This window comes from Candidatus Thermoplasmatota archaeon (genome assembly GCA_035540375.1).
Classification (GTDB): Archaea; Thermoplasmatota; SW-10-69-26; order JACQPN01; family JAJPHT01; genus DATLGO01.
In genome coordinates this window covers 1-2368 of record DATLGO010000012.1, presented here as the reverse complement: position 1 = coordinate 2368, position 2368 = coordinate 1, and the positions used below count along the sequence as shown (strand labels likewise).

At 71.4% G+C, this 2368-nt stretch carries 2 protein-coding genes; both read left to right on the top strand.

Annotated features, from left to right (window positions below):
• Positions 1–167 precede the first annotated feature (167 nt).
• Positions 168–1964, top strand: a complete 1797-nt coding sequence (locus VM889_01420) for a hypothetical protein (GenBank protein HVL47195.1) — start codon at positions 168–170, stop codon at positions 1962–1964.
• Positions 1965–2018: 54 nt separating this feature from the next.
• Positions 2019–2368: hypothetical protein (locus VM889_01415; protein HVL47194.1), on the top strand; the 350-nt coding region annotated here is incomplete at its 3' end.

The window sequence follows — 2368 nt, the reverse complement described above, 5'->3', positions numbered from 1 at the left end:
ATCCCGACGCCCGGCAGCCCGGTCCGAATCCCGCGACCCGGACCCCGACGCCCGATCCGATCGTCCTCCCGCCGGTTTCCCGGATCCGCCCGCGGCGTCGCGCCTCGTCGAAAAAACCGGGCAAGCTTGATGACCCGTCCCCCCCGCTCGAGGAGGGGAGAGACCGGATGCGGCGCGTCGTCTACGTCGTGGCGCTCGCAGCCGCCGCGCTCGCGGCGGGCTGCATCGAGAATTCGGGCCGCTACGACCTGTCGTTCGACATGGCGTGGGAGATGCGGGAGCCGGGCCTTCAGGCGCACGCGGCGGCGGGGCAACTCACGTGCCTGGAGTCGGCGGCGCTGCGCGAGGAGACGCTCGCGTGCCTGCGGGAAGCGTCGCCCCAGACGTACCCGGTTTCGGGCATCCGCGTCCTCGACGGGTTCTACGTGGCGGCGGGGCCGCGGAACCCGGCCGATGCGCCGGGGGCCCTCGCGGCGTGGGACCCCGACGACGACGCGACGACGGGCCCGACGACGCTCACCGTCGGCGCGACGCGCGGCTGGAACCCGCACCGCGCAACGGAAGGCCTTGTCGCGGACGCCGTGTGGCCGGGGCCGGGGAGCTTCATCGCGGCGCTCGGATTCTGGGACAACCTCGACGGCGACGCGCACGTGGACTTCCAGATGAGGGGGTCGGGCACGCCTGCGTTCTGGCACCCGACGAACGAGTGGGCGGGCGTGCCGGGGGCGCGCGTCGCGGCCTACGTCGAGCCGGGTTCGCACCCATCGCCGGAGGCCCTCGTGCGGCCCACAAGGCACGAGCCCGACTTCTGGTTCGAGCCCGAAACGATCCTCGTGGGTTCGCGCGACGAGACGGTGTACTATCGGGGTCCGGCGTTCACGACCGTCGACGTCATCCTCTTCACGGACGGGTCGCTTTTCAGATCGCTCGAGGTCACGACGGTGTCGGATCCGATTCTTGCGCCCGACGCGCGCGGGCGGCCGTTCACGGCCACGGACGTGAGCCGCGTCGACATCGACGACTACGCCGCGGTCGCGCCGGGCCCCGTCGCGGCGCTGTACGCGGTCACGCTCCAGCCGACGATGGACACGTACGGGACGCCGAGCACGGGGCTCTGTCCCAACGCGTGCCGCGTGGAGCCCGTGCGGGCGCCCGGGACGCCGGTTGCCGACCTTGAGGGGCGCGTGTGGGGCCGGTATCCGCGCGAGGTCGACCCGGACGAAGGCTCCTCCGCGTCGGGTCGGCACGCCGATTTCGTGGCGAACCACCGAGCGTTCATCGATGTCCTGCCGCGCACCTCGTACACGGGCGCGGGGACGTACCAGGGCCACGGCACGGCCCTCGTGGGGCGCGCGTCCGACGGCCGCCACACGGTCGGGCCAGGAACCTTCGCGCTCGAGGCCTGGACGGGGCTCTGGCACGATGCGAACGAGGATGGCTTCGTGGGCCGCGCGACGCCGGACGACCCCTACGAGGGCGGAAGCCGGCCGCATCCGGACGACTACTGGCAGTCCTCGGGCGAGTTCTTCGGCGTGTGGCCGCGCGGCCTCACGGACTACGGGAGCTTCGCCATCCTCGGGTTCAACGTGACGATTTTCCCCGACGAGGACTGGGGTCCCTCGGGGATCTTCATCGGCTACGCGGGCGTCCCCGTGACGACGACCCGCTACACGACGGGCCAGAACTGCGAGCGCGGTTGGATCCAGGCCGGGAGCACCTGCATCGGCGGGCGCGTGACGGGAACGACGCGCCTCCCGATGCGGCTCCAGAAGGACACCGTGGCCGGCCGGGACGCGACAGGCCACTTCCTCGCGTTCGCGAATCTCTGGATGCCGCAAGGCTCGCCAGGCTTCACCGTGTGCACGGACGATCCCCTCTCGATCCGCTTCCGGCAGGCCGGGATCGACGTCGAGGAGCCGCTCTGGGACTGCGACCATTACCCGCGGTGGGAAGGTCCAACGTGAGGGCCCGAAGCCAAACCTTCATGACGGAGACGCCCTGCTAGGGCCCTGGTTGCCATGCCCGTGAAAGGCGTCGAGCTGACGGCGATCGAGGCGAAGCGCTACTCGCGCCCCTCGGAGCGCCACGCGCAGATCCGCATCGACCACAACAGCACGGTGACGCTCGTGCGCTCGCAGTCGGCGGGCGAGGCCACGGTCGAGTTCCGGTACACGGCGAGCTACGGCGGCGTCGGCATCATCCGGCTCGACGGGACGCTCCATTTCTCGGGCGACGCGAAGGCGCTCGAGGAGCAGTGGACGAAGTCGTCGCAGATGCCGTCCGAGGTCGCCTCCGAGATCCACACGGCCGTCATGCGCGTCTGCGTGCCGGAGGCCGTGGGCATTGCGAAGAACCTGAACCTCCCGCC

Bases quoted from the DNA above. Each gene is read 5' to 3' on its own strand.
- VM889_01420 (HVL47195.1), top strand. From the start codon at position 168: ATGCGGCGCGTCGTCTACGTCGTGGCGCTCGCAGCCGCCGCGCTCGCG.